Annotated in this window: 15 protein-coding genes; 8 read left to right on the top strand and 7 right to left on the bottom strand. The window is 54.6% G+C overall.

Annotated features, from left to right (window positions below):
• Positions 1 to 726: 726 nt before the first annotated feature.
• From GNT65_RS18745 to GNT65_RS18730, 4 genes are all read right to left on the bottom strand, one after another.
• Positions 727 to 1,566 (bottom strand): hypothetical protein, encoded by an 840-nt coding sequence (locus GNT65_RS18745; RefSeq protein ID WP_160798718.1) that lies wholly within the window; start codon positions 1,564 to 1,566, stop codon positions 727 to 729.
• Positions 1,567 to 2,302: 736 nt separating this feature from the next.
• Entirely contained in the window at positions 2,303 to 2,824 is a 522-nt protein-coding gene (locus GNT65_RS18740) for a hypothetical protein (RefSeq protein ID WP_420853538.1), read from the bottom strand.
• Positions 2,825 to 3,097: 273 nt separating this feature from the next.
• Positions 3,098 to 6,136 carry a molybdopterin-dependent oxidoreductase gene (locus GNT65_RS18735; RefSeq protein ID WP_160798717.1) on the bottom strand — a complete coding sequence of 1,013 codons (3,039 nt, stop codon included), beginning with the start codon at positions 6,134 to 6,136 and terminating at the stop codon, positions 3,098 to 3,100.
• Between the two features lie 9 nt (positions 6,137 to 6,145).
• The gene (locus tag GNT65_RS18730; protein ID WP_160798716.1) at positions 6,146 to 6,841 is read right to left on the bottom strand and encodes a 4Fe-4S dicluster domain-containing protein; all 696 of its coding nucleotides are present in this window, start codon (positions 6,839 to 6,841) and stop codon (positions 6,146 to 6,148) included.
• 548 nt (positions 6,842 to 7,389) lie between these two features.
• Between GNT65_RS18730 and GNT65_RS18725 the strand changes: the two genes are divergently transcribed.
• The 7 genes from GNT65_RS18725 to GNT65_RS18695 all read left to right on the top strand — a co-directional run bounded on the left by GNT65_RS18725 (position 7,390) and on the right by GNT65_RS18695 (position 16,174).
• Positions 7,390 to 8,355 (top strand): LysR family transcriptional regulator, encoded by a 966-nt coding sequence (locus GNT65_RS18725; protein ID WP_160798715.1) that lies wholly within the window; start codon positions 7,390 to 7,392, stop codon positions 8,353 to 8,355.
• Between the two features lie 189 nt (positions 8,356 to 8,544).
• Complete coding sequence (locus GNT65_RS18720) at positions 8,545 to 10,758, top strand: molybdopterin-dependent oxidoreductase (RefSeq protein WP_160798714.1); 2,214 nt, start codon at positions 8,545 to 8,547, stop codon at positions 10,756 to 10,758.
• Positions 10,759 to 10,768: 10 nt separating this feature from the next.
• Positions 10,769 to 11,314 (top strand): 4Fe-4S dicluster domain-containing protein, encoded by a 546-nt coding sequence (locus GNT65_RS18715; protein WP_041511798.1) that lies wholly within the window; start codon positions 10,769 to 10,771, stop codon positions 11,312 to 11,314.
• On the top strand, positions 11,314 to 11,928 hold the full coding sequence (locus tag GNT65_RS18710; protein ID WP_160798713.1) for a TorD/DmsD family molecular chaperone: 615 nt from the start codon (positions 11,314 to 11,316) through the stop codon (positions 11,926 to 11,928). Before GNT65_RS18715 ends, GNT65_RS18710 begins: the two co-directional genes overlap by 1 nt.
• 64 nt (positions 11,929 to 11,992) lie before the next feature.
• The gene (locus tag GNT65_RS18705) at positions 11,993 to 12,973 is read left to right on the top strand and encodes a formate dehydrogenase subunit gamma (RefSeq protein ID WP_160798712.1); all 981 of its coding nucleotides are present in this window, start codon (positions 11,993 to 11,995) and stop codon (positions 12,971 to 12,973) included.
• A gap of 138 nt (positions 12,974 to 13,111) precedes the next feature.
• Complete coding sequence (locus GNT65_RS18700; protein WP_160798711.1) at positions 13,112 to 14,200, top strand: porin; 1,089 nt, start codon at positions 13,112 to 13,114, stop codon at positions 14,198 to 14,200.
• Between the two features lie 75 nt (positions 14,201 to 14,275).
• Positions 14,276 to 16,174, top strand: a complete 1,899-nt coding sequence (locus GNT65_RS18695; RefSeq protein ID WP_160798710.1) for a methyl-accepting chemotaxis protein — start codon at positions 14,276 to 14,278, stop codon at positions 16,172 to 16,174.
• A 10-nt stretch (positions 16,175 to 16,184) separates the two neighbouring features.
• Here the strand turns inward: GNT65_RS18695 and GNT65_RS18690 are convergent, their stop codons facing one another.
• Positions 16,185 to 17,093 (bottom strand): LysR family transcriptional regulator, encoded by a 909-nt coding sequence (locus GNT65_RS18690; protein WP_244952229.1) that lies wholly within the window; start codon positions 17,091 to 17,093, stop codon positions 16,185 to 16,187.
• Positions 17,094 to 17,206: 113 nt separating this feature from the next.
• Between GNT65_RS18690 and GNT65_RS18685 the strand changes: the two genes are divergently transcribed.
• A complete protein-coding gene (locus GNT65_RS18685) occupies positions 17,207 to 18,157 on the top strand; it encodes a cysteine hydrolase family protein (RefSeq protein ID WP_160798708.1) in 951 nt (316 codons plus the stop codon).
• Between the two features lie 37 nt (positions 18,158 to 18,194).
• On the opposite strand, the gene GNT65_RS18680 is transcribed toward GNT65_RS18685, so the two are convergent.
• Together GNT65_RS18680 and GNT65_RS18675 are read right to left on the bottom strand one after the other, a co-directional pair.
• On the bottom strand, positions 18,195 to 18,554 hold the full coding sequence (locus GNT65_RS18680) for a YkvA family protein (protein WP_160798707.1): 360 nt from the start codon (positions 18,552 to 18,554) through the stop codon (positions 18,195 to 18,197).
• A gap of 72 nt (positions 18,555 to 18,626) precedes the next feature.
• A complete protein-coding gene (locus GNT65_RS18675) occupies positions 18,627 to 20,936 on the bottom strand; it encodes a YgiQ family radical SAM protein (RefSeq protein WP_160798706.1) in 2,310 nt (769 codons plus the stop codon).
• Positions 20,937 to 21,004: the final 68 nt, after the last annotated feature.

The raw sequence follows: 21,004 nt of genomic DNA, 5'->3' as shown, positions 1-21,004 counted from the left end.
AGTTCGGCGAAGGAAAAACTATCGAATAACAGCGCAGCATTTACGCTGGGCAATGCATGAATACATCAAGTTGGTTCACACTGCTGGGAGACCTGAATTATGAGGGGATCCCCCAGCGCCCGCATAACGGGCAAAAATACGTAGGCTATAATAACGAGCTAAGCGAGGGAGTCTACGTGTTTTTGTCCCCAGCGAGCGCAGCGAATGTTAATGCGTTTGTTAGCTATATACGCCTCTAGTTGCATTTAACTTCTGCTTGAGTGTACTTGACGAGTATCGGTTTTCGGTGAGCAACTACCGAAAAGAGCTCGTTATATTTGGAAAGAGCAAAATCCCCCGAGCACAGTTCTCCAGCCCTTCTAATCAAGTAATGTCTAAGTTCTTCATTCTTCCAAGATTCCAGACCATGGTACTCAATCAACCACTTTTCTTCACTAAGTAGAGTTTCTTTGTACCCTATATGCATTCCGTCTGCATTTTCATCTTCAACCAATTCGCTTGGCAATTGTTGATAAGGTCGATTCGTACACCCAGCGAGAACGATTAAAACTACTAATATACAAAATATAAATCGCAACCCGTTTCCCCTTCAGTACAGCTAACGCCCAATTAAGGTGTGAGCCACGCTACCACGACACTCAACAGGGACGCCGTAAACACTAAATTTGACCCAAACCCAAAATGCCAAGCGTGGGGAATCACTCTTAAATTGTTTGTGATGTGTCTTTATAGATAACCCCTTCTAAACACGAAAAAATTGCTGGTCTTAGTTTCTAACAGTCCCAAATCAAGCCCATACAGTAACCACTTAAATTTGGGTTTCTTAGGCATTTGTGTACTGCAACCTTTAAACATTTCTCCTGCGAATTCTCGGCTATCTACCTTGTGATCAATTTGACTAATTACATGCCAGTATTCATGAGTCATAGAATTGATATGGAGTGGGTGCCCTGACATAGTTATAGGGTTTGACATGTAAACTGAGTTCGGTGGAAGCTCTCTAGCTGCAATATGGTCAGATATAGCCCACATTCGTCGCCTTTCTTCGGACATTTCATGTCTGTCATAATCAAAAACAGAGTGGTCAAACAAAGCTACCGCCGTAAATTTATCTCTGCTAACTTTCGCAAACAGTACAATACTCCCCTTTTTCGACTTGCCTGCATGTAAATGTAGATGATGAAAACCTTTAGTGTTTAACAACTGATCTTTATCTGTCCATGCGTCCCCCTTAGCAAGGATGTAGTCCTTAGGAGTGTAGCCTTTCGTGAGCACCTTATTGGAGAGATGTTCAGTTAAGTCTTCTCCTAACTCAACTTTTCTAAGTAATTCCCGTACATCGTTTTCGTATTCACTCCAGCGAGAGTCCTGTAACAAATAAGGCTCTATACTAACCACCCTTGGTCTAACGGGAATTAGCCTAGACGCCCAATGCAGGTAATGGAACATAACCGAGCTTAAATGCTGTTCTAGTAACTCTGTCTGAACTTCCTTTGTGTTTGGAAAGTAAGGCATTATTTTTATAAGCTCACTTTTAAAGGCTCTAATTGATTTTGATTCTTCCATTTCTGCAATCTCTGGCAGACACATAACAGCTTATTAGTGCGCATAGTTAACTCATTGTATTGCAAAGAAGTTATCACCTTTACTTCTAATTCACCACCAGGGGAAACGCGCATGCGCGTTTTCCAAACCTATCATCCACTCAACAAAAAGACATAAGCAGTTAATTTTATTGACATTTACTTTGATAACAATCGGAAAGCGGTACGAATTTCGACTTAAAATCATCCAAAAGTCACATCATTTAAATACAACTGTATGCCACTCCAGTTTCTACTACTTGGATGAGTCGCTACAAACAAGACTTAGATGAGGAATTATAGGGCAGTAAGTTTGCGATTTACTGGCTAACCGCCAACTCACTTCAGGTCAGAAACAAGTCTGCTTTTGATTCTCCAGATGTACTCGATACCGTCAAATCGAAGAGACATTGGAGACCGAGTGTAGATACGCCAGTGAGCTTCCGAAACAAGGATGTTTCGGCAGAGCCTAAAGGGACTTATTCACGGCGTCTCACAGGCGTATCTGCACATCCCTCGCCGGGCAGGCGCTAGATATCAGAGAAGGTTAGACCTTCAAAAACTCATCAAATGCCAAATGCATTCAGAGGCTACAAAGCCTAAAGAATCAGCACCCGCCGGTGCAGGCGCTAAGTATCTGAGAAGGTTCGACCTTCAAAACCCGATCAAATACCAACTCGGCTAGGCACCAAACAAAATGCCCAGCCTTCATTGCAAGGCTACTCGTGGCCCCATGGAGCAGGCGGCAAGGCAACCGGCTTGGTCAGATCAAACTCCACCTTAAAGTCGCGATTCTCCCGAGTGAGGCGATAGCTAAACTGGCTGTTGGTGATCCCCATGTGCCATACGTTGGTGACCGACTGAGTCAGGCCATTCTGTTTGAAGTTGTCTATGGAGTAGGCATCGACGGGGAAAGATTGCAGCTCGGCGCTGCCACCATCCTGGGTGTCACCGCCATACATGGTGACCTTGTCTTCGCTGCCATCTTGGTGTCTGTGGTCGTGCTTGAGGCGCAGTCCTTTGTCTGTCTTGGTGATCACCCAGGTGCGGGAGTGATCCTCACCCACATGAAACGGCACCTTGAGTTCATTATCGCTGCACTCGCGCACATGCATCACCAGACGCTTGCCAGAGAAGGCCGAGTCGGCGCTATTGCCGGCCGTCACCTTGCCCTCGAAGGCCTGGCCGCAATGGGCGGCAATGGCATCGAAGAACTGAATCTGTTCGACCGTGGTAGCCATGGCTGGCGCGGCTAACAATAGGGCGGCACTAACACCAAGTGATTTGACGCTAAGTGATTTGGCGCCAAGGGATAGTGATAGGGATTTAGTCATCTTGTTTTTATGCTCCTTTTTCATGAGCCTTTGGATTGAGCACCCACACTAGCACGAACAGATAAATTAAAGCTGAATAAAAAAAGCCCCCGAAGCCGAGGCGACGGGGGAAAGGTTTACAGGATAACTATGTCACTAAAGATCTAGTTACAGGATGATGATTAATGTTGATGTCAATTTTTACACTTTCTCCACCCGCACCGGGATACCGTGGCGACAGTTGGCCCCAGTCCAGTAGTCGTTGAGCATACTGGCGGCGCCGTTACGGGTTGGATCCGCAGGGATCATCTGGTTCACAGCCGTGCCACCGGCGCGACTGGCGATCCCCGCTAACTTCTCGCCGTTGATGATGCGATCGTCACCGCCGAAGCCCTCGCTATGGCCAAAGCCGTGGGAGACACAGACGGCTCCCTTGGCGACCCCAACATCCGTCTGCAGGGTGCCGACACAGGGCTTGCCGTTGGCGGTCACTATGCGCACGCTATCGCCATCATTGAGCCCCTGGGCCTTGGCGGTATCTGTGTGCATATAAACGAAATTGGTGGGACTGATCTCGCCGATCCGCTTGAAGGCCACCGCATAGTTAGAGCGCACCGTCGCCTTGTAACTGGAGAACAGTAGCGGGTACTCGCTCTGAGGCCAATGGCTCTCCCAGGAGTCGCCGTTCCAGAACTTATGCTCCTGCAACGTCGGCGTGCCCGGATAGAACTCACCCGAATAGGCATGACGCAGCTGCGCCACCTCCTGATGATAGATCTGCAGGCACTTAGGCCCGGCGCCCTTGATGAAGTCGCCTTCATAACGCTCATCGTCCTGGTAATAGCCACCGCGAGACAGCAGGGCCTCTACCCTGGTGGCCTCCTCGGCGGTGAGCCTTGGCTTGAGCGGCTTCATGGCGTAATCCAGCCCGGCCCAGAGACGATCTTCTTCGGTTACCTTAGGCAGCTGCTCACACTGGGCGGCCACGTTGGCCAGGTATCTGGCGTGCCAATCCTCGAAGGTTAACAGGTCCACCTTACGGCCATCGCTGGTCGCCAGGGCGCCCTTACCGAAGCCAGGCAAGTCGAGCCTGAGGGCGATATCGATCAGCAACTGCTCCATACAGATATGCTCACCCGCCTCATTCTTCTCGGTTCTCGGGGTCACCACAGGCGATGCCGCCACCACACCCAACTTATGAGAGCCCCACATGCGATCCGCCGCATACTCTTCGAGCATGGAGCGATCCGGGATCAGGTAGTCGGCGTAGCGATTGGTCTCATTCATGTGGCAGTCGATCCCCACCACCAGCGGCAAGCGCTTAGGATCGGCGATGCTGGCCACCACCTCCTGGCTGATGGATGCCGCGCTGTAGAGGAAGTTGTTGCGCCAGTTGAACAACACCTTGGCGCTGTAGGGGTCGCCGTTGGCATGGCTGGTCCACTGCTCGGCCGCATTCATGGCAGGCAGCACCTCGTGCCAAGGGGTACTGGCGGGATAAGGATTCTTGCCCTGATCCACCTTGAAGCGATACTCGGTAGAGGCCTCGTAGGCGCCGTCGCGACAGGCGTTAACGATGCCGTCCAGCGACACGCCGCCTTCGATATTGGCCAGATCGTACAGGCCCTCCATGCCGCCGATAGGGCCATTGCCATAGATGGCGCCGCCCTTGGCGTCATGGGAGCCCGCTAGGGTATTAAGCGTCGCCCAGATCCAGCCCATCACGAAACCGTCGGATGAGTTGGTGCCGCCGTTGCCTGCCACACAGGCCTTACGGCCATAGTGCGCCAGGTCTTTTGCCACCTGACGCATATCTTTGATCGCAATGCCACTACGCTTGGCGTACTCCTCCATGCTGGTGCGCTGAGCCTCGGCCCGCAGCAGAGAGAGAGACGACATCAGGGTCACCTTACGGCCACGGCTGTCGGTGACACGTTTGCTGACAAACAGCTCGGCCTTATCGCCTGACTCCGCCGATGCTAGGGTCTGAGTGCCCGCCTTGATGATCAGCGCCTCGTCGCCACCTAAACCAAAATCTTTTGCCTTGGCAAACTTGCGATACTCTGGATGCTTAGGATCCATCACCACCAGGTGACCTGCGTTGGTGTAGTTAAGTTCACCCGCGGCCTCGGCCGCCTTCTGGCTCGGATTTTCCAGGTGCGCCTTATTAAACCACTGCTCCTCGAGCATGGTGCGGATCACACCAAAGGAGAATGCCGCATCCTGACCGGGTTTCACCGGCAGCCAGGTGGCATTGGTATCGGCCGCGACCGTAGTACGCAGCAGGGGGTCGACACACACATATTTAAAGCCACGATCCACCCGGCTGTTGGCAAGACCTCGACCGACGCGGTTCAGGCTGACACCCGAGGAGCCTGGGCTGGTGCCCATAAACAGGCCGTACTCGACGTTTTCCCAATCAACATCGTTGAGCCACTCTTCGAATCCGGCCGCCATCCCCAGGCTATAACCCGTTGCCTGGGCGGCGCCGCAGTATGCATGCTTAGTCCCCAGGTTAACCGTGCCCCATGACTGCATCATGAAACGAGAATAGAAACTTCCACGCAAATAATCTTCCGCGCAGAAGGTGGCAAACAGCTGATTCGCCTTGCTGCCAAATTCGCTGTGGCCCGGTTTCACCTCCTGATCCAGCTGACGAATGGCGCGTAGCCCATCCACATGGCCTTCACCGAAGAGATCGCCCCCTTCAACTATCTCCTGCAGTGCCTGTTCATAGCTGATGGTGACCCACTGTCCACTGCCACGCTTGCCGGCACGTTTCAGCACCCGGGTCACCCGGCGCTCATCGTCCACCGAATCGACACAGCTCGCCCCCTTGGCACAGGTGGTGGCGCGATTCTTCAGCCCCGCCTCGCCTGCCAGGGCGATATAGCTCTGCTTCACCTCTGTGCTCAGCGGCAACGGCGAACCAGAGTTGTTTTCACAATAGGGGTTGCCCCCAACCTTCAAGACTCTGTCAGTCTTCTCATCCACACGCACCCTGAGGCCGCAGATGTTGTAACAGCTAAAGCAGCGGGAATAGGCGGTGCGCACTCCTGCGGTTTTTTGCCATTTACCCTCGCCATCGAAGCCCCCCTCGGCCGCCACAGGATGACCGAAGCGCGTAATATCCTGGGTCTTCTTAGGCTCAGACTCGGCGTCGACTCGACTGCAGGCGGCGCCTGTGATGGTCGCGGCAGACACTAGGCCGGCCTGAGTTAAAAACTTACGTCTATCCATCTTTGACTCCTAACGCTGCCAATCGAGGTAATTGAGATTCAAAATGGCTTGATCATCGGTCGATGTCGGCAAGCCAATATAGAAGATGTTGGGCGAGGTGCCGGCCTCGGACAGCATGGCGTAGACCTTGTTGTCACGCACCAGCTTAGACACCTGGCTGTCGGGATCGTTGAGATCGCCAAAGGTACGGGCGCCGCCGATACAGGTCTCGACACAGGCAGGCAACAGCCCCTGGGTGACGCGGTGAATACAGAAATTACACTTCTCGGGCGGGTTATCCAGACTCTCGTCTTTACGACGGGCGCCATAAGGACAGGCATCGACACACAGCTGGCAATGAATGCACTCTTCATGGTCAATCACCACTATGCCATCTTCCTTGCGCTTGTAGGTCGCCTCCACCGGACAGACCTGAGTGCAAACAGGATTATCACACTGGTTACATTGATTCGGCACCGCAAGGGTGGCGATGCGCTCACCTAGACTCAGGCTCGCCTGATTGACGCGAGTGCGGCATCGACCCGCCTCGGTTTGATTTTCAACGGAACATGAAACGGTACAAGAGAGACATCCGGTACAACGTCTGACGTCAAACACCATGGCATAGCGTTTCCCAAGGGTTTTCGCTTGTAGCGTGCTGGCGGGCACCAATGAGAGCAGTGCTCCACCTGCCGCCATTTTTAATATCGAGCGCCGATCTAACATAACGAGTTCCTTAACTATGTTTTTCTAAAATAAAAACATGACTTCTGGAAGGTTTCTTATTATTTAAAATACACAGGCAATAATAAAACTTGCAACAGACAATAAAGCTATAAATTGAAAACCAAATAGAGATCACGAATAAAATAAAAATATAAATTCGACGAAATTATTTATAGAGAGCGGGTATAATAGTAGCGGTAAAAAGACGAACATCTCATATTAAAAATAAATTTAAATTTGATGAAATAAAATCGAAAGTTCACAAATCGAACAGTTATCCCACCTAAACAGATACTTAGTCGTACCCTAGAGATAGCAAGGCCTAGCCTATAGCCCACCTACAAGTTGTTCGTTCGTACCAGTTACCCTGAAAGATATATAGCGTCTGCAAATTTTAAATATCGCATTTTGCAAAATGCAGATATTAAAACATGAGAAGTAATGCAAATTTTAAATAATGACCATATAAAAAATGTGACTTTCAACACTGAACGTGTGTAGATATATATAGATGATAATAACTCAATATATTTACCCAGTTCACAACCATGAATAAGATTGACCAACTTAATTACAATCAATTAAAAGTGTTCATCGCCGTCTATGAACACGGGCAGAGCCATCAGGCTGCCAATGAACTGGGTATTACGCCTTCAGGTGTAAGCCGCACCCTCAAGATATTAAGAGACATATTTAAAGACTCACTCTTTATTCGTCGTTGTTCCGGTTTTGTCGCGACAGAGAAGACCCACCAGCTGATCCCTATGGCCAGAGAGTTGGTGGCTCACTATCAAAAACTCGAGATGCAGCACTCGGTATTTACCCCGGAAGAATCGGGCGGCCAATATGTTATTCACGCCTACGATGAGTTTATCTACCCGGTACAACAGGTGATCCGCAACGAGATCCTCACCGAGGCACCCAACATGAAGTTCGATGTCAGGGTACTGACCCATGACTGCAGCAGCGATCTCGCCAATGGCGATGTCGACTTCGTGGTGGTCTATGAAGGCTTTAACGGTAAGAACCTCAACGCCGAGATGTTTTCCGCCACCGACAATCTCTACATCCTGGCACGCAGCGGCCATCCGATCCTCAAGCAGGAACTCACCCTCGCCAACATCACCCAATATGCCTGTCTTGAGATAGACAACTATGACGATCTGAGCTGTCCGCTGCTGGTCAACCTCTGCCGCGAAGAGGATCTGTGCATGGAGGTGGAAGGCTACACAGACAGTGTCGCCACCGCCATGCGACTGCTGAGTGAGTCTGACGCCATCACCTTAGTTTGCAACGAATTTACCCGTGAGTTCGTCGACATGTTGCCCGGCGTGCAGTGGGTCAAGCTGCCCGAAGAGCTGGCCAAGCGTTGCCGCATTCGTCGTCGTGAAAACCGCGAGATAGGCAATTACCTCCTGTATGGCAACGTGAATCAGTCAACGGCCTACAACTGGGTGAAGTCGAAGCTCATCTGCGGCCTGGAAAGCGCCTGGCGCAGGGCGGCGGAACGCTGACAAAGGTTTTGATGGCGAGATCGACAGGCTACTTGAGGCACCCTTGCATACCCCTTTCGCAGCTGGTCTTGCCATCTTTTTAAATCGAAAAACGATAACAAAACAGGTATGCAGCGAGTCTTTGACTCACAAACATTTGAGCAATGTCTGTAAAAAGCGTCTTAAGACGCATCAAGATGGGGAACACTTATGAAAATGAACAGACGCACCTTCTTGCAAGGTGTCGGAGCCAGCTCCGTCGTCGGCTCGCTATCCGGCCTTATGCCCGGCATAGCCAGTGCAGGCGAAAAAGGCGGCGCGCCCGACAAACTATTGAAACGCCAAGGAGAAATTAAGTACCACACCTGCCAACGTAACTGCGCCGACCGCTGTCTGTTGAAGTTCACGGTACAAAATGGTCGCATGACCTATGTTGAAGGCGCTTCAGAGCTGAAGAAGATGGGCACCTCTCCCTGCGTGAAAGGCCATGCCTATGTGCAATACACCTATGCCGCCGACCGTATCCTGCACCCGATGGAACGCGCGGGCAAGAAGGGCGAAGGCAAATGGCGCCGCATCTCTTGGGATGAGGCCTATGACAAAATAGCCAGCCGTCTGCAGCAGATCATCAAAGATCATGGCGCCGACTCTATCCTGCCCTACAGCTACTCGGGCCACGAAGGGGTTATCGGTAAATACGGCGGACCTAGCCGCTTCTTCAACGCCGTCGGTGCCCGCAAGCTCGACCGTAAGGTGTGTGTGTTCGCCGCCTATGAAGGCTTGAAGTCGGTGACAGGTACCTACCAGGGCCCGGATCCGTACGACAACATCTACACCAACTGCTACATCTCCTGGGGCCAGAACGAGACAGCCACCAACGTACACGGCATCAAGTTCATCAACCAGGCCCGTGACCGTGGCGCCAAGCTATTGGTGGTTAACCCAGTGCGTACCCCTATCGCCTCTCAGGCCGATATCTGGTTGCAGCCAAAACCGAGTACCGACACCCACCTGGCGACAGGTATCATGAAGTACCTGGTGGAAAATGATCTGGCGGATCTCGAGTTCATCAAGGCCAACACCCTTGGCTACGACCAGCTGCTCGAACGCCTGAACACCATGAGCTACGAAGAGATCGAGCGTGTCACCGGCGTGCCTAAGGCCAAGATGTTCGAATTCGCCCGCGTCTATGGCGAGTCAGAGCTGTCTGTACTGCGTCTGGGTTACGGTATGCAGCGTAACTACAACGGTGCCCGCATGTCTCGCGCCATCGCCATGATGCACGCGGTTGCCGGCCAGTACGGCAAGATAGGTAACGGCTTCATCTATGACAACACCCAGGCCGATGACAGCCTGAACTACAGCAAGGGCCGTGCGGATCATATCCACCCGAACCCAGACACGGTTGGCCACGTCAACATGACGGAGATCGCCAAGGCGCTCGACCCAGAGAACCCAACGGCCTATGGCAAGCCGATCAAACCGATTAAGGCGGTGATCAACTACAACGGTAACTTCGTCTCGGTTGCTCCGGACTCGAATGCCTGTCGCCGTGGCGCGATGCGTGATGACCTCTTCCTGGTGGTTCACGACTTCCTGATGACAGACACCGCAGAGCTGGCAGACATTATCGTACCGGCAGCAACCCAGTTCGAGTTCCCAGACATGGGTACCGACTACAACTGCTATCACATGCAGACCTCTGAGAAGGTGATCGAACCACTCGGCGAGTCTAAAGACAACTGGATCTTCTTCAAGGAGCTGGGCGCCCGCATGGGGCTAGACCGCTTCCCTGAGATGCGTGTGGACTATGAGCAGATCCTTCGTGACTTCCTCGACACGGAAGAGCCCGCCTTCAGACACAATAACATCACCTATGAGCAGATCATTCGCGACAAGTTTGTCACCGTCTATGACCAACGCCCTTACTTCGGCGATGGCAAATATAAGACGCCAAGCGGCAAGATCGAATTCTACTCAGAAATGATGAAAGAAGCCGGCTACCACCCAGTGATCGACTTCGGCCTGCCGGAAGATGAGATGGTACAGGAAGAGAAGACACTGCCGTTCCGTCTGCTGTCTCCTGCCATTCCGCAGCGTGCCAACAGCTCTTTCTACAACGTGAAGTACATTCGTAACTTCCCGGCCTACTTCGCCAAGATCAACGCCGAAGATGCCAAAGAGCTGGGCATTAAGAACAACGACAGGGTAAGACTCAGCAACCAACGTGGTGAGGCCCACTTTATCGCTCAGGTCTCTACCCAGGTGATCAGAGGAACTGTCATGGCGCCGAAGAACAACTGGCGTCGCATGGACCCACAGGGCAAAGACAGCTGTACCAACAACCTCACCACCGACACCTTGACCGACATGGGTGGATGCTCTGCGTATCATTCCACTCGCGTCGCGATAGCCAAAGCCTAAGGAGTAAATGATGTCGTTAAATAAGAAAGTGGGCTTTGTGTTCAGACAAGAGAACTGTGTCGGTTGCGGTGCCTGTACCGTTGCCTGTCAGATCCACAATGAACTGCCCGAAAACCATAGATTCCGCAAAGTCGATCGTTATGAAGTGAAGCGCGACGATGGCGCCATCGATGTCTGGCTGTCCCACGCCTGCATGCATTGTGAAAACCCTGCCTGCCTCATGGTCTGTCCGGCGAAAGCCTACCATGTGCGCGATGACGGTATCGTGGTGCTGGACCGTGAGAAGTGTACCGGTTGTGGCCTGTGCGCCAGCGCCTGTCCTTATGCGGCGGTCAGCATCCGCGAGGACGATGGCAAGGCCGACAAGTGCAACATGTGTGTGGAGCTGCTGGACCGCGGCATGAAACCCGCGTGTGTGAGTGGCTGCCCGGTAGAGTGTCTGGATGTGGGCAATCTGCAAGAGGTGCTCAAGCGTCCATCGGCAAGCAAACAAGGCATAGGCTATGGCGATTGCATCACCAAACCTAACCTAGTGATCATTAAGGAACGCGCATAATGACAGCTGAATATGGCCCAACGGCAATGGCTTACCATGCCTTCAAATCTATGATGTTCGCGCCCTCGGATACTCAGGCTCTCGCAGGCTTAATCGCCTACCTGGAGCAGGAGTCGCCAGACAGCCCGCTACTCATAGAGGCACGCAAGTTCAGTGACGACGCATCCGAATTGGAGTTTGATTTTAATCGCATGTGTATCGGGCCATACAAGCTGTTAGTCGCCCCCTATGAATCGGTTTACCTCAGTGGCAATCATCAGATCTTCACCGAGGAGACCGTCAAGGTGGCCGAGTTCTACCAACAAATTGGTCTGGTCATCGACGATAGCTTCAACGAGCCGGCCGACTTTATCGGTAACGAACTCGAGTTCCTCTACTGCCTACACGCCATGGCCGCCGAGCAACAAACGCTGGAAAACAGTGAACATGTCGAGGCGCTCAATGAACTCGCGGCGGAGTTTCTCCAAACCCATCTAGGGCGCTGGATAACTCCCTTCTGCGAGGGCATAGCCAAACATGCGAAACAGCCTTTCTGGCAACTGTTGGCTCACGAGCTACTGCAGTTTATCAATCAACAACTTCAAGCGGCGCCTAGCCTAGACGGCGCCGAATGATCGACGAGTCTGCCTGGGGACAGGCAGATTCCAACGCGACAAGCGATGTCGCAAGGAGTTTTCAATGAGTAAAGCAATAAGATGGTTAAGCCTTATTGTGCTCGGTCTGTTTGCATCCAGTTATGCACTGGCCGAAGAGACCGCCACCCTGCAGCCGCAGCAGTGGCAAACCATTCAGGAACACGCCATCCCTGGCGACATTCCTGAGATCCGTGGCATGCCGACTCAGCCTGAGCTGCTGATGCCGGCATCGATTCCACAGCAGGCCGACGAGTCGCTGCTGGGCTACCTGGGCGCGACCGATACCATCGCCTTCGCCCTATTTGCCAGCCTGTTTGGCGTAACCGCCCTCTTCATCCTGTTCGTGGTGGTGAACGGTGTATCTAAGCTGGACCATGGCTTCTCGGGTAAGCTGATCAAGCGTTGGTCAGGCCTTAGCGTCAGCGTGCACTGGCTGGGTGCCATCCCTTGCATCCTGCTGATCCTCACCGGTCTGGTGCTGGGCGGCGGCCGTTTCTACTTCGAGCCTGGCATGAATGCCGGTTCCTGGTCGGCCCTGGCAGGCCTATCCAGCAGCCTACACGAGTTGATGGCCTTCCCCTTCATCCTCGGCTATGTGTTGATGGTGCTAATGTGGGCGCCTAAGCAATTCCCCGCAAGCTATGACCTGAAATGGTTTGCCGTACTGGGCGGCTACATCAACTTCGGCAAGAAGCAGCATCCAGATGCGGGTTTTGCCAACGCGGGTGAGAAGCTGTGGTTCTGGGTCTTCGCCCTATTCGGCGGTGTCATGGTGGTCTCGGGCCTGGCGATGATGTTCCCCGAGACCTATGGCGTCACCAAGAACACGGCCAACCTGATGCTGATACTGCATATTGCCTCAACCGTCATCATCAGCGCCTTCTCTGTGGTGCATATCTTCATGGCCACCGTGATGTCCGAAGGCGGCATGTCAAACATGACCTCTGGCTACTGTGACGAAAACTGGGCCAAGCAGCACCACAACCTCTGGTTTGCCGACCTGAAGAAGGCTGGCAAGGTTTAACCCATACCCGGCCCATGGCAGATGTCATGGGCCTGTCCACTCCCTTTTTTAAATGCCTGCAGCCCCCCTATCCTCCATCGACCAGATGGCAGGAGGGAGACTCGCACGCCTAAGAAAACCAATTGAAGGCAGACAGCCATGAAAAACCATAAGATTATTTTTCGCACCTCAATGATCGCCGCCGCAATGGCGCTTACTACTACTCAGGGTTATGCCGCCGAGCAGCCCCTGAGTGAGCAGGTCGAGGCACTCAACCAACGCATCGCCCAACTAGAGTCCCAGGCCGCACCGTCTCAGTTCAAGAACAGCGAAGTCAGCCTCTACGGCTCTATCCGTCCGACACTCAGCTACCTCGACGACAGCACGGATGAAACCTGGGATGTGAGAGACGCCCTCTCTCGCATCGGCATCAAGGCCAGCACCGAGTTTGCCGATGGCTGGCGCGCCATCGCCCAGGGCGAATGGAGTGTCGATATCGCCAACTCAGGCAACTTCGGCAAGGCGAGACAAGCCTATGTGGCCATCGCATCACCCTACGGCCAGGTGGGCATAGGTAAACAGCGTCCGGCCCAGTACAGCCTGATCGCCGAATACGTGGATATCTTCAACCACGGCAACAGCCCCTATGCCTACGACCATGAAAGTCCCTTCTTCGTCGACAACTTCGTTACCTACAAGCTGGTGACTGGCGGCTTCACCTGGATGGCCGGCGCCCAGTTTGACGGCGATAAGGGCGACACAGGCGCGGATCTGGTCAACATAGGCCTAGGTTACGATGTCGGTGCCCTGCATCTGGGTCTGGGCTATGTCACCCAAGACAGTTTGGACAACGGCCAGGTAAACGGCGACAACCAGACCCTGGGCGGTGTGGTGGCCTACACCTTCGGCAACGGCCTCTACCTGGCGGCGAGCTACCAGGACAAGCAATACAACTTCGACAATCAGGTGCAAGGTGGCGATCGCAGCGGCAGCACCTTAGATACCGCCCTGGCCTATCCTCTGAGCGACGAGTACAAAATCAAGCTGGGCTACTTCCAGTTCAAAGACGGTATCGAGGATATCGGCTCTATGGACTATGACGGTTTCAACACCACGTTGGAATGGAACCCGCTGGCCAACGTACGCGTACACCTGGAATACCTGGACAAGCACTACGACAACTTAAACGACGATCGCGCCGTTACCGTCGGCTTCCGCTATGACTTCAACCTAAACTGGAAAGGCTAACCACCCGACCAGGCCCCCTCCCGAAGAGGCCATCTCTGGCCTCTTCTATTCCACACCTCATGGAGTTAGTAATTGATGGGATTCAAGAAATCACTCGTGGCCTCCATGGTCACCCTAGTCGCCCTCTGCCTGTTGATCTCGAACTGGCTCTCCTACGTCCAGATTAAAGAGGCCACCATCGCCAGGGTTAACGACAAACTCACCGGCGTCACCCGCAACGAGTCGGCCAAGGTCGCCACCTGGTTCGGTGCCAAGGCCCAGGCCATGGATGAACTGGCCCAGCACTACCGCCTGGGGAGTTATCGGGACAACTATGTCAACACGGCGCGCCTCGCCACAGATCTCTCCGGGGTCGCCCGTATCTATTTCGGCTTCGATGACGGCAGCGCCTACTCCACCGAAACCGGCGACAAATGGCTCAACGGCAGGGCGATTCCCGGCAAGTACGATCCCAGAATCCGCCCCTGGTATCAGCAGGGTAAGAGCACCAATCAGCTGGACGTCACCGACATCTACATTGACGACGGCACAGGCCACAAGGTGATCTCCATCCTGAAGAACTTGGGTGACGGTGTGGTCCTGGGTGACATAGAACTCACCTATCTTCATGAAGTCGTCAGCGCCATCGATTATCCTGGGGCGGTCGCCCTCATCACAGATCAAACCGGCAAGGTATTGGCGTCAGAGTCCCCCACCCTGGTCAGTGGCAGCCGCTTCAGCGACTTCGGCCTACCTCAGGTGCAGCAGAAGATCATCGGCAGCGACGAGGTGATGCAACAATACCGTATCGACGGCGTCGACAAACTGGGCTTCTCGAAAGCCATTCCCCTGGTTAATGGCAAGCAGTGGTTCCTCTTCATCGGCCTGGACAAGTCGAGCGCCTATGCCGTGGTCGATCAGGCCCTCACCAGCGCCCTCGTCTCTTCCGCCGTCATGTTGCTGTGCGCCATCAGCATCTTGCTTGGGGTCCTGTACCTCCTCTATCGCCCTATCTTGTCCCTCAAGGCCATGGTTACCGAACTGTCTAAGGGCAACGGCGATCTCACCAAACGGCTCGAGATACATAGCGAGGACGATCTAGGGCAGATCTCCATGGGGATCAATCAGTTTATCGCCAACCTGCAGGCCATGATGCGTGAGGTGCTACAGGCCTCGGCCCATATCTCAGGCAGTGTCGAGCGACTCAATGGGGAGACAGAGACCAATCGCCACATATTGTCGGCCCATACCAAGGAGACAGAACAGATCGTTGCCGCGGTGGAAGAGATGAGCGCCACCGCCAACGACGTAGCCCAAAATGGCAGCGAGACAGCCTCCTTTACCCAGCTCACCAACGAACAGGCGCTGGCATCGAAGCAGGTGGTGGCTACGGCCACAGAAACGGTCAATCGCCTGGTCAGAGAGGTAGAACACACCGCCGATAAGATAGGCCAGATCGACCGCGACACCATCAACATCACCCAGGTGCTCAAGGTGATTGGTGACATCGCCGATCAAACCAATCTATTGGCCCTCAACGCCGCCATCGAGGCGGCTAGAGCCGGCGAACAGGGACGAGGATTTGCCGTGGTGGCCGACGAGGTGAGGGCCCTGGCCGCGCGCACCCAGGACAGCACGGCGGAAATAGAGGAGACAGTGAATAATCTCAGGGACGCCTCCAACAGCGCAATCCACTCGATGGAGGTCACCAAGCAGACCTGTCTGGAAACCGCGAGCACCACTGAGAGGGTCGCCATGGATCTCGACGCCATAGGTGGTTCGGTCAATCAGATCAACGACCTGAACACCCAGATCGCCACCGCCGCCGAAGAGCAAAGCTCTGTCTCGGCCGAGATCACCCGCAACATGAGCGCCATCTGCGATATGGCCACCGACCTGGCTCGCAGCGGCGAGTCGAGCCGCAACGAAACCGTCAACCTGGCCACAGCCAATCAGCAGCTGGAACAGATAGTGGGACAGTTCAAACTCGATTAAGCCACAAGGTTCAAGCGCTCACCGGGGCCTTCTGCCTGAAGGCCTCTTTCAACCTCTCCACCACCAGGCGCAGCGCCAGGGGCAACTGCTGCTGGTAGGCGTGAATGGCAAACACCTCTCGCGACGGGCCGCCGTACTCGGGTAGCACCCGTTGCAGCTTGCCCAGGGACAGCTCAGTCTCGATAAAGATAGAGGGCACCAGGGCGATGCCGACACCACCGATGGCACTGTTGATGGCACTGATGGAGGTGTTGACCTTAATCTCCTTAACCGCCTCGAAGGCCAGTCCACTAGGCCCCTCTAGCACAAGTGGCCGCTGCCAGGGTAGGACGATGAGGCTATGTCCCCGCAGGCTCTCTGCCGTGATGGCGGCGCTGCGATTGATATAGCTGGGCGCGGCCACCAGGACACTGTCGAGTCGGCCGATGGGGATGGCATGATAGCCGCTGTCTTTCTGAGGCCCGACGGAGATCGCCATATCCAGGTTATGCTGCAAGATATCCAGCCTCGCATCGTCATAGTGCATCTCAGGCAGCAGCTGAGGATACTGGCGACAGAGATCGGCAATGATGGGGGTGAGCAGCGGCGCCTCGAAGGCCAGGGGCGCGGTGATCGCCATACGGCCGCCGGGCACCGCCTGTTGGTCATGAGCCGCCTCCAGGGTCTCGGTCAGCAGGCGCCACAGCTGACGACTGCGCTGAGCCATCGCCTCCCCCTGAGCGGTGAGATGCAACTGGCGGGTGCTGCGGGTCAGCAACTTGACGCCGAGATCTTGCTCCAGCTGGCTCACATACTGGCTCACCGCCGACTTGGTGTGACCGAGCGCCTCGGCCGCTGCGGTAAAGGAGCCCTGATTGACCACCTCATCGAATACCAGCATCTGATATGCCAACCGCTTTTGTTCGTTTTTTCTGAACATTCTTATCAACCAAGACCTAAATATCACAATAAAAAATAACAATAGACTGACCCCTCAATAGATTCAAGTAACTAATTCAAACGACTAGTTCGAATAACTAACGAGGAGCCAACATGAGTCAATCTATCCGCCAAGCCGTCATGCAAGCCAGCCAAGCCTGGATTGCCGATTTCAACCGTCAAGCCTTTGCCAACTGTATTGCCCGCTATCTGCCTGGGGCGCAGATGCAGGTCTCCCCCTTCGGCCGTTTCGAGGGCATAGAGGCGATTGGCCAGTTCTGGCTCGGCTTTGCCCAGCAGAATCCGGGGGAGCTGGTCTATCGCAATGTGGAGATCAAGGTGCTCAGCGACAGGCAGGCGATACTCTCTGCCAACTGGCGCATGAACATCGCCAGCGGTTTTATCAGCAAGGAGTTGTGGACCCTGGCCGACGATGACCAGTGGTATCTGGAAGAGGATGATTTCAGCGTGCTGACCCAGCTGAGCGAGCCGCTGGCGCCACAGATGCGCAGCGCCCTGGTACTGGTAGATCTGCAAAACGACTACTTTAAGGGTGGCCGCTTCGCGCTGGATAACTGCGAACAGGCGGCGGCCAACGCGGCCAAGCTGCTACACCATTTTCGCACCAATCGACTGCCGGTGATCCATGTGCAGCATATCTTCAAGGATCCCGAGGCGAGCTTCTTCCAGGCGGGCACCCAAGGGGTTGAGATCGCCGACATTGTCGCCCCCAAGGGCAATGAGCCCGTCATCGTCAAGCATCATGTGGACAGCTTTATCGACACCGCCCTGTCTCAAACACTGGTCGAGCTGGGCATAGACAAGCTAGTGGTTGTCGGCGCCATGGCTCAGGCCTGTGTGCAGACTCTGTGTCGCAGCGCCGTCAAGGCAGGCTTCGAGTGCGAGGTGATAAGTGATGCCATTGCCGCCCCAAGCCTCTCCTGGGAGAGCCAAGATCTGAGCGGCGAGCAACTGGTGGTGGCAAACCTCATCTCGTTGAGCTTTGGTGGCGCCAAGGCCATCAGCCTGAACGACTGGCTGATTCGGGAACGACTGGCGGGCTAATTCAGTTAAACAGTCAATAGAGCTGACAATCGAGGCATCAGTCGAACCAGGCCGAGCACTTTTCGGCCGCCTGACGCTTCACGCTGTCATCGACATACATGCTGACCATGGCCAGCGCCGCGGCCAGGGCGCCGAGATCGTCAGAGAATCCCACCACGGGTGTGAGATCGGGTATGGCGTCCAGCGGCGTGATGAAATAGGCCAGGGCGCCGAAGATCACCGTCTTGGCCCACTTGGGCGTATCCGGCCTTTGGGCCGCATAGTAGAGACACAGGGCATTGTCGATCACCTCACGCCCGGCCTGCTTGGCAAACTGCTTAACCTTGTGCCAAAAGCCGTCGTCACTGTAACCATCGACCCCCGCATCACCATTTTGACCACGATCTGAGTCGCTCATAAGAAGCTCCATGCAATAAAAAGGGGAGTGGTTAAATACTCCCCTTTTTTTGTCGTTTTGACCAGAAGTTGTTTAGCGTTGATGCTTAGGCGTGGTGCCCCAGGCGTTCTTCGCCGGACGCTTGCCGGGCTTACTCCAGCCGCCCTTGCCCGAATCACCTTTACCCGAACCGCCCTTACCGCTCGGCTTGCCTTTAGCACCGGACTTAGCACCGGGCTTAGTTTGAGCCTTGCCCTGGCCATTGCCCTTACGCTCATCGAACTGGTTGGCACTGAAACGTGTCACCGCCTTCTTACCCGCAGGCGTCTTGGCGCCCTTGGCGCGATACCCCTGACGCTCCTGGCGGGTCTCGGCCGGCACCAGGCAGTTCACACCACCGCCGATCAGGTGTTCCTTACCCATATTAATCAGGGCTTCGCGGATCATGGGCCAACCGGCCGGGTCGTGATAACGCAGCAGCGCCTTGTGCAGCTTACGCTGACGCCCGCCCTTGGGCACCTCGACCACTTCACTGCTGTGCTTGACGTTTTTAAGCGAGTTCAGCTCGGTGTGGTAGATGGTGGTCGCATTGGCCATAGGCGACGGATAGAAGTTCTGCACCTGATCCAGCTTAAACTTCTGCCCCTTGAGCCAGAGCGCCAGGTTCACCATATCCTCATCCGTGGTGCCCGGGTGGGCCGAGATGAAGTAAGGGATTAGGTACTGCTTCTTGCCCGCCTCGGCAGAGTACTTGTCGAACAGCTCCTTGAACTTGTCGTAGGTCCCCATGCCCGGCTTCATCATCTTGTTCAGCGGACCCTCTTCGGTATGCTCGGGGGCGATCTTCAGGTAGCCGCCCACATGATGGCTGGCCAGCTCCTTCACATAGCGGGGGTCTTCCGTGGCCAGGTCGTAACGCACGCCAGAGGCAATAAGTACCTTCTTGATTCCAGGCACGTCGCGTGCGGCGCGGTAGAGATCGATTGTCGCCTGATGATCGGTATCCAGGTGGCCACAGATAGAGGGGAACACGCAGGAGAGTCGACGACAGGTGCTCTCGGCCTTCACCGAGGTACAGCCCAGGCGATACATGTTGGCGGTCGGGCCACCGAGATCTGATATCACCCCGGTAAAACCTGGCACCTTGTCTTGAATGTCCTTGATCTCTTTGATGATCGAGTCCTGGGAGCGGCTCTGAATGATGCGGCCCTCATGCTCTGTGATAGAACAGAAGGAACAACCGCCGAAGCAGCCACGCATGATGTTGATCGAGGTCTTGATCATGTCATAGGCGGGGATCTTCTCCTTGCCATAGACGGGATGCGGTACTCGCTTATAGGCCAGATCGAACACCCCATCCATCTCGTCTGTGTTCAGCGGCCAGGCCGGAGGGTTTACCCAGATGGCGCGTTCGGCATGGGGTTGAAACAGGGCGCGGGCACAGCCTGGATTCTGCTCCTGATGCAGGATGCGCGAGGCATGGGCATAGAGATACTTGTCGCCGGCAACCTTCTCATAGCTTGGCAGCAAGACATAGGTCTTCTCCCAGGGCTTGGGGCGCGGCGGCTGCACAGAGATAGGCTTAGGCGCGTCGTTATCGAACACCTTGGTATCGCTAGGCCCAGAAAGATTCTGACAGCCCACGTCATCGGCGCCATAGGGGTTAGGAATAGGATCTATCTTGTGCAGCTGATCCAACTTGCGTGAATCCATCCCCTTCCAGCCCGGCAGGGGCTCTTTACGGATCACTGTGGTGCCGCGCACATCGTGGATATCACTAACGCTCTCACCGGCGGCGAGACGATGGGACAGCTCCACCAGCGGCCTCTCGGCGTTACCGTAAACCAAAATATCGGCCTTGGCGTCTAAGATCACCGAGCGGCGCACCTTATCTGACCAATAGTCATAGTGGGCGATGCGGCGCAGGCTGGCCTCGATGCCGCCGATCACCACGGGCACCTGCTTGAAGGCCTCTTTACAGCGCTGGGTATAGACGGTCACGGCGCGATCCGGACGCTTACCACCCACGTTACCAGCCGTGTAGGCATCGTCATGACGCAGACGGCGCTCGGCAGTATAACGGTTGATCATGGAATCCATGTTGCCCGCGGTTACGCCGAAGTAGAGGTTGGGCTTACCCAACTTCATGAAGTCCTCTTTGCTCGACCAGTCGGGCTGGGAGATGATGCCGACCCTAAAGCCCTGAGCCTCCAGCATACGGCCTATCACCGCCATGCCGAAGCTGGGATGATCCACATAGGCGTCACCCGTGACGATGATGATGTCACAGCTATCCCAGCCCAGCTTGGCCATCTCCTTGCGCGACATGGGCAAGAAGGGCGCCGGCTTTTCATTGCGGCCCAGATACTTGGGATAGGTAAAGAGTGTGGATTCGACCTGCATGTATGATACTGCCTAACTTTCAAACCAAAGAGTAAGTGTAGTCGCCATGCACCAAGGCATGACGATCA

Source organism: Shewanella insulae (genome assembly GCF_009831655.1).
Taxonomy (GTDB): Bacteria; Pseudomonadota; Gammaproteobacteria; order Enterobacterales; family Shewanellaceae; genus Shewanella; species Shewanella insulae.
The sequence above is the reverse complement of the archived record's forward strand: the minus strand, read 5'-3'. Positions and strand labels throughout refer to the sequence as shown.